The following is a 6,799-nucleotide window of genomic DNA, read 5'->3' as shown; positions in this document are numbered from 1 at the left end:
GGCGGGGTGTTGGACCAGGCCGGGAAGGCGGCCACACCCGCCTTCACCGCCGCATCGACCTCGTCGGCGGTGCCCAGCGCAACCTGCGCCACCGGCACGCCCTGGGCCGGGTTGAAGACATCGGCGTAGCGCCCGCTTTGGGTATCGACGCGCTTGCCGCCGATGTAGTGTGCAATCTTTTCCATGAATCTTTCTTGCGTCATTGCTTGGGTGAAGGGGATCAGGCCAGGGTCTTGAGGATGGCCGCCAGCTTGCCGAACAGTTCGTCGATCTGCTGCTTGTTGATGATCAGCGGCGGCGACAGGGCGATGATGTCGCCGGTGACGCGAATCAGGATGCCGTCATTGAAGGCACGCACGAAAGCGTCATAGGCACGGGCACCGACGCGGCCGGGAATGGAGGACAGCTCGATGCCGGCGATGAGGCCGATGGTGCGCACGTCGATCACGTGCGGCAGGCCGCGCAGGGCATGCGCCGCTTCCTGGAAATAGTCCGAGACGGCTTGCGCATTTTCCAGCACGCCTTCGGTCTGGAACACTTCCAGCGAGGCCAGGCCGGCCGCGCAGGCCAGCGGGTGGCCGGAGTAGGTGTAGCCGTGGAAGAGTTCGATACCGTCCGGGCCATTCATGAAGGCGTCGTGGATTTCCTTCTTGACGAACACCGCGCCCATCGGCACCACGCCATTGGTGAGGCCCTTGGCGGTGGTGAAGATATCCGGTTCCACATCGAAGTAGTCGGACGCAAAGGGCGTCCCCAGGCGGCCGAAGCCGGTGATGACTTCATCGAAGATCAACAGGATGCCGTGCTTGGTGCAGATTTCGCGCAGGCGCTTCAGGTAGCCCTTGGGCGGGATCAGCACGCCGGTGGAGCCGGCCACCGGTTCCACGATCACGGCGGCGATGTTGGAAGCGTCGTGCAGGGTGACCAGGCGTTCCAGCTCATCGGCCAGGTGCGCGCCGTATTCCGGCTCGCCCTTGGTGAAGGCGTTCTTTTCCAGGTTGTGGGTATGCGGCAGGTGGTCCACGCCCGGCAGCAGCGCGGTGCTGAAGGTCTTGCGGTTGCCGCCGATGCCGCCCACCGACATGCCGCCGAAGCCCACGCCGTGATAGCCGCGCTCGCGGCCGATCAGGCGGGTGCGGGTAGCGTTGCCTTTGGCGCGGTGATAGGCCAGGGCGATTTTCAGCGCCGTATCGACCGCTTCCGAGCCGGAGCCGGTGTAGAACACGTTGGCGAAGCGGTTGCCGGTATAGGCCTTGAGGCGCTCGGCCAGTTCGAAGGCGCTCGGGTGGCCGAGCTGGAAGGAGGGCGCGTAGTCCAGCGTGGCCACGGACTTCTGCACGGCCGACACGATCTTGGGATGGGCGTGGCCCAGCGGCACGCACCACAGGCCCGCAGTGCCGTCCAGGATGCTGTTGCCGGCATCGTCGCGGTAGTGCATGCCTTCGGCGGACACCAGCATGCGCGGCGCGGCCTTGAAGTTGCGGTTGGCAGTGAAGGGCATCCAGTAGGCCGACAGGCCGGAGGGATGCGTTTGGTCTTGGCTGGACATGGCAGGCACCGTGAAAAAGGGAAATTTCTGGAAAAAATCGGGAGTGCTTGATTATTGCCAGACAGCGCCCGTATTGTTAGCTACACTTTTGATTTTCGCTGGAAACTGTATTGGTCTGTGGGGCAAACTGTATTGCTCCGTCCGGTGAGAAGCGTGTGCTTCGCTCACGCTGGCTGGTTCTTGAGTATCCCTGTATCCATAGGGGATGCGGCCTGATTCGGGTAGTTCGGACGCAGCATGACAGTGACCAATACAGTTCAGGATTTCTGCTTACACTTTGGGGGATGGGAGCAATGCACTCGCCGGTCCGCCCGATACACTCTGAGAAAGAACGACATGGCCAAGCCCGCCAGCGCGCCGCTGCAACTGGATTTGAAACGCAAGACAGCCGCCCGCCTGGTGGAGCAGGTGACCGATGGCCTGGCTGGGCTGATCGAGTCCGGCGAATTGCGCTCCGGCGAGCGCTTGCCTTCGGTGCGCCAATTCGCGCAGCATCACGACATCGGCTCTTCCACCGTGGTGGAGGCCTATGAGCAGCTGGTGGCGCGCGGCATGCTGCAGGCCCGGCGCGGGGCGGGGTTCTTCGTGGCCGCGCGGGCCGGGCAATCCGGGGCGCGTGCGGTGTTCGTGCCGCCCGAGCCGGTGATTGATTCGGCGTGGCTGCTCTCGGAAATGTTTGCCGATGAGCGCGTGCCCATCAAGGCCGGTTGCGGCTGGTTGCCCGGCAAGTGGCTCAACGACGAAGGCCTGCACCAGGCCGAGCGCCGCATCATCCGCTCTCCTGGTGCGCAGCAGGTCGGCTATGGCCATCCCTATGGCTACGCCCCGCTGCGCCAGCTCATCACGCAGTTCCTAGGCCATTGGGCGCTGGAGCTGGGCATCGAGCAGGTGCTGACCACGCACGGGGCCACGCAGGCGCTGGACCTGATCATCCGCACCATGACCCAGCCGGGCGATACGGTGATGATCGATGATCCCGGCTATTGCAACCTGATTGCGATGCTGCGCCTGGCGGGCTTGAACGTGATCGGCGTGCCGCGTACGCCTGGCGGGGTGGACACGGACATGCTGGAGACGCTGGCGCGCCAGCATCATCCCAAGATGTTCTTCACCACCAGCGTGCTGCAAAACCCGACCGGCACGTCCTACACGCCGGCCTGCGCCATGCGCGTGCTGCAGACGGCCGAGCGCTATGGTTTCTGGGTGGTGGAGGACGACATCTTCCGCGAACTGGGGCAGGCCACCGATCCCATGCTGGCTGCCCTGGATGGACTGCAGCGCGTGATCTACGTGGGCAGTTATTCCAAGACCATCGCCCCTTCGCTACGGGTGGGCTACATCGCCTGCCAGCGCGAACTGGCGCGGCAGATCGTGCATACCAAGATGGTCTTGACGCTGACCAATTCGGAGATCAACGAGCGGCTGGTGCACAACGTGCTCACCGAAGGGCATCACCGGCGCCATGTGCAGACGCTCAATGCGACCTTGCTCAATGCCCAGTCCACCCTGAATGCCAAGCTCACCGAGGTGGGCCTGACGCCCTTCACGGCGGCGCGCGGCGGCATGTTCAGCTGGGCCACCATCGAGGGCTGCGAACTGTCAGCGCGCGAGATCGCGGACCGGGCGCGGCAGAAGGGCATCTGGCTGGCACCGGGGGATTTCTTCCATCTGTCGGCACCGCACAAGACCAGCTTCCGCTTCAATGTGGGGTATGCGGATGTGCCGGAGTTGTTTGATTTTTTGCGGGGCTTGTAGGCTGCGCTAGGTGGAATGGGTACGCGGCCGCAGCACCCACCCCGTGGCCCCCACGATCAGCAAGCCACCCATCCAGCCCTGCAGGGACATCTGTTCCTTCATCCACACCACCGCGATGAGCGCCCCCCACAGCGGCTCGCTGCCCATCAGCAGGGCCACCCGTGACGCACTGGTGCGTGCGGCCGCATGGTTCTGTACGAAGAAGGCCACGATGGTACACAGCAAGACCAGAAACGCCATCGCCCACCAGAAGGAGGCGCTGGCCGGAAGGGGCATCCAGCGCTGACCCGGCAGCACCGTCATGAGTACCAGCGATCCCGCCGTCATGACACCCATCTGCGCCGCCGTCAGCGTGAGTGCGGGCAAGCCGAACCGCAGGCCCTGGCGACGTGTCAGGCACACCATCACACCACGCAGGAGCGCGGCCACTACCATCAGCGCATCGCCCCAGCTCAGGTGCGAGAGCGTGATGCCGTCCTGGAATGCCAGCAAGGCAGCGCCCACAAACGACAATGCGCACGCAATCAGCGCCGAACGCTCTGGCCGCTGGCCCAGCAGCAGCCACTCGCACCACGGTGTGAAGACGACGCACAGGCTGATCAGGAAGGCGGCATTGGAGGCCGTCGTCAACGAGACGCCGACAGTCTCGCAGATGAAGATGGCCAGCAGGACCATACCCAACACGAGCGCCCCTGCCAGCGATCTTTTCCACGCGGGGACGGAAGTGATGCTGCGCAAGGCGGGGACCAGCAGGAGAAACGTCAGGCCAAACCGCAGCACCAGGAACTGCAGTACCGGCAACTGCTCCGTGGCGGTTTTCGCGGCGCTGTAGCTTCCGCCCCAGATCACGGCGACCAGCAGCAGCGCCCATTCAACAGGATGGAGTCGCAGCAGGGTTGCCGGCCGGGCGGGGGCGTGCAGCAGGGAGGTCTTGTTCATGAGGTCTCATCGTGGTGTTGGGCGGAGCTGGTGTATTGTCTTGGGACCGATGAGACCTGACTAGCCGGGAACGAAGAACAGGAGTTGTGCCGCATGAGAACAAATGAGTTGGCCGAGGTACTGCATGAGCTGGTCACGTTCGTGCAAGTGGTGGACGCCGGCAGCTTTTCGGCCGCTGCGCGCCAGCAGGGCATGACGCCCTCGGCCGTGAGCCGCCAGGTGGCCCGTCTGGAAAAGATGATGGGCGTGGCGCTGTTCCAGCGCACCACGCGACAGCTGCGCCTGACCGAAGCCGGACTGGACGTGCTGGAGCACGGACGCAAGATGGTGGCCGCCGCACGTGCCACCTTGCAGGCGGCTGAAGGCCATGCTGGCGCGCCCAAGGGGCTGGTCAGGATGAGCGCCCCCAAGGCCGTCTCCCGCCATCTGCTGCAGCCGGTGCTGCTGCAATTCCTGGCCCGCTATCCGGACGTGGATGTGCACCTGATGGTGGTGGACCGGCTGGTCGATCCGCTGCGTGAAGGCGTCGACCTGGTCATCCGCCTGACCGATACGCCGCCGCCAGGCATGGTGGCGCGGCCATTGCTGCCGGTCAGCCAGTGCCTGCTGGCGAGCCCGGATTATCTTGCAAGCCGTGGCGCGATCCATCACCCGGAAGACCTGATGAGCCATAGTTGCCTCACGCTGGGGGAGGAGGAACGCGATAATCGCTGGCGTTTCCTTTCCGGCACCCAGGCGGCAGAGATCATCGTGACTGGACGATGTGCAGTCAATCACAGCGAAATGCGGCTGGCGGCCATTGAAGCGGGCCTGGGCGTGGGGTGCGTGCCGGATTTCGTGGCCAGGGAGTCCCTGGCGGCCGGGCGTGTCGTCCGGCTTTTGCCGGAGTGGACTGTCGATAGCAACTATCAGGGCGTGGCCTATTTGCTCTTTCCGGCTTCTCGCCATATCGCGCCCAAGATGCGGGTGCTCATCGATTATTTGGTGGAAGCGTTGCAGGCGCGCGCCACGGACCAGGAGACGGCTTGAATGGACACCGCGATCATGCTCCGGACATCTCGCCTGACCCTGAGTTCACCGTCGCATCAGGATGCGCCCGAATTGCTTGCCTACTATGAGCGCAACAGACTCCACCTGAAACCGTGGGAGCCGGAAAGATCCGGCAGCTTCTTTACCCTGGACAGCATGGAAAAACGTATCCACGACATGGCCTGCGCAATGGACGCCGGACACGCATTGCACCTGGTCCTGCGCGACAACGCGACCGGTGCCATGGTGGGCGAGTGCGGATTCACCAATATCGTCCGCGGCCCGTTCCAGGCCTGCCATCTCGGCTTTTCACTCGATCACGCAGCGCAAGGCCTGGGCCTGATGCAGGAAGCGTTGTCGCAGGCCATCGGCCATGTCTTTTCGCAGCTTGGCCTGCATCGCATCATGGCCAACACGCGCACCGAGAACAGGCGCAGTCAGGCCCTGCTGCAGCGCCTGGGATTCCAGCAGGAAGGGCGTGCGCGTGACTATCTGAAGATTGATGGCCAATGGCGGGATCATGTCCTGCATTCCCTGATCAATCCGGCGGACCGGCGGCACTTCAATCCCGATCATTACCTGCAGACCGAGGCCGGGCGCCATTTCACGATGGAACGCAATGCCGCTGCCTGGGAGCGCCTGTACAGCGAGCTGGCAGAGTCGCTCAAGGCAGCACCCCGCGAGCTCGTCATGGTGATAGGCGTTCAGGGCTCGGGAAAATCAACGTGGGTCGGCAGACGGCTCGCATCGCCGCAGCAGTGCATTCATGTCGACGCCACGTTTGCCACCGCGCAGCGCCGTGCGCGCGTGATCGGTATGGCGCAGGCGGCCGGCGTACCTGTTTCGGCGGTATGGGTGCGCGTCAGCCTCGCTACTGCGCTGGCCCGCAATGCGAATCGCCCCAAGGACGAAGTGATACCGGATGACGCGATTGCCAACGTCTTCCATCTTTTCGAGCCGCCGTTGCTGGCGGAAGGGTTTGCTGCGATACAGATTTTGGATGAAGCATTCAATCTTGTGCAGGAGGTGCGGGCCACGGCTGAAGAGGACGCTGTCTTTCGTCTTCAAGCCCCGGACCTGCGCGGCCTGCGGCGCGAACGCGTGCGCATCGTGCGTTGGCTTCGGCAATGGCTCCCCGATGCCGAGGTGCGCGAAGTCGGCAGTACAGCGGTGCCAGGCGTGATTGGAAAGCAGGATCTGGATTTTGCCGTCAAGGTGACGGCGGACAAGTTCGAGGAGGCGAGGACCACGCTCGACAAGCATTTCGCCCGCAATCCCGATCAGCTATCTGACGACTGTATTCAGGGATACAAAGTGGCGTCTTCCGTGGATCTTGCGCTGCAACTGATCGTCCGCGACAGCGCTTACGACATGTTCGATGCCTTCCTCTGTCTGCTCAGGAAAGATGCGGCGCTCAGAGCTGATTACAATCAGCTCAAGAGGCAATGGGATGGACAACCCATGCAGGCTTATCGGCAGGCCAAAGCAGCCTTCATTGCCCGGGCACTCTCCCTGTCCAGATGCTGA

General features: G+C 63.6%; 6 protein-coding genes. 3 read left to right on the top strand and 3 right to left on the bottom strand.

Annotated elements, in window-relative coordinates:
- Both B3873_RS25495 and B3873_RS25490 read right to left on the bottom strand, forming a co-directional pair.
- The coding region (locus tag B3873_RS25495) for an aldehyde dehydrogenase family protein (protein ID WP_286869882.1) at positions 1-185 on the bottom strand (185 nt) is incomplete at its 3' end.
- A 35-nt stretch (positions 186-220) separates the two neighbouring features.
- Entirely contained in the window at positions 221-1,549 is a 1,329-nt protein-coding gene (locus B3873_RS25490) for an aspartate aminotransferase family protein (protein ID WP_121041226.1), read from the bottom strand.
- A 336-nt stretch (positions 1,550-1,885) separates the two neighbouring features.
- Here B3873_RS25490 and B3873_RS25485 point away from each other — a divergent pair, with 336 nt between their 5' ends.
- Positions 1,886-3,304, top strand: coding sequence for a PLP-dependent aminotransferase family protein (locus B3873_RS25485; RefSeq protein WP_121041224.1), 1,419 nt, complete (start codon positions 1,886-1,888; stop codon positions 3,302-3,304).
- Positions 3,305-3,310: 6 nt separating this feature from the next.
- On the opposite strand, the gene B3873_RS25480 is transcribed toward B3873_RS25485, so the two are convergent.
- The gene (locus tag B3873_RS25480) at positions 3,311-4,243 is read right to left on the bottom strand and encodes a DMT family transporter (protein ID WP_286869877.1); all 933 of its coding nucleotides are present in this window, start codon (positions 4,241-4,243) and stop codon (positions 3,311-3,313) included.
- Positions 4,244-4,336: 93 nt separating this feature from the next.
- On the opposite strand from B3873_RS25480, the gene B3873_RS25475 reads away from it, so the two are divergent.
- On the top strand, positions 4,337-5,272 hold the full coding sequence (locus B3873_RS25475) for a LysR family transcriptional regulator (RefSeq protein WP_286869874.1): 936 nt from the start codon (positions 4,337-4,339) through the stop codon (positions 5,270-5,272).
- Positions 5,273-6,799 (top strand): GNAT family N-acetyltransferase, encoded by a 1,527-nt coding sequence (locus B3873_RS25470; RefSeq protein ID WP_286869871.1) that lies wholly within the window; start codon positions 5,273-5,275, stop codon positions 6,797-6,799.

This window comes from Herbaspirillum sp. UBA812, assembly GCF_002296545.1.
Lineage (GTDB): Bacteria > Pseudomonadota > Gammaproteobacteria > Burkholderiales > Burkholderiaceae_D > Herbaspirillum > Herbaspirillum huttiense.
This window is presented reverse-complemented; position numbering and strand designations above follow the sequence as displayed.